A 247-nucleotide genomic window follows, 5' to 3' on the forward strand; every position below is an offset into this window, starting at 1 on the left:
GTCGTTGGCGGGTCCTGCGGGGCGTTTTTGCAGCAGGAAGTCGGTGGTGACGGCGCTGATGGTGGGGGCCTTGTCGATGACGGGGCTGCCGGCGAGGGGTGTGGCATCGAAGGAGGCGAGGGTCATGTTGGCGAGTTTGGGATCCTGACCGCAGAGGCTGCCGGTGGGGCAGGTGTTGTTCTTGACCTTCCAGACCAGGTTGCCGGAATAGCTGTCGACCACGCCGGTGTTGTTGGCGTAGAAGAGG

Annotated in this window: 1 protein-coding gene; it reads right to left on the reverse strand. The window is 64.0% G+C overall.

Annotated features, from left to right (window positions below):
• The coding region (locus D0Y53_RS12925; protein WP_158550658.1) for a hypothetical protein at window positions 1-247 on the reverse strand (247 nt) is incomplete at both ends.

Origin of the sequence: Cognatiluteimonas weifangensis (assembly GCF_003416885.1) — a bacterium.
GTDB lineage: Bacteria > Pseudomonadota > Gammaproteobacteria > Xanthomonadales > Xanthomonadaceae > Cognatiluteimonas > Cognatiluteimonas weifangensis.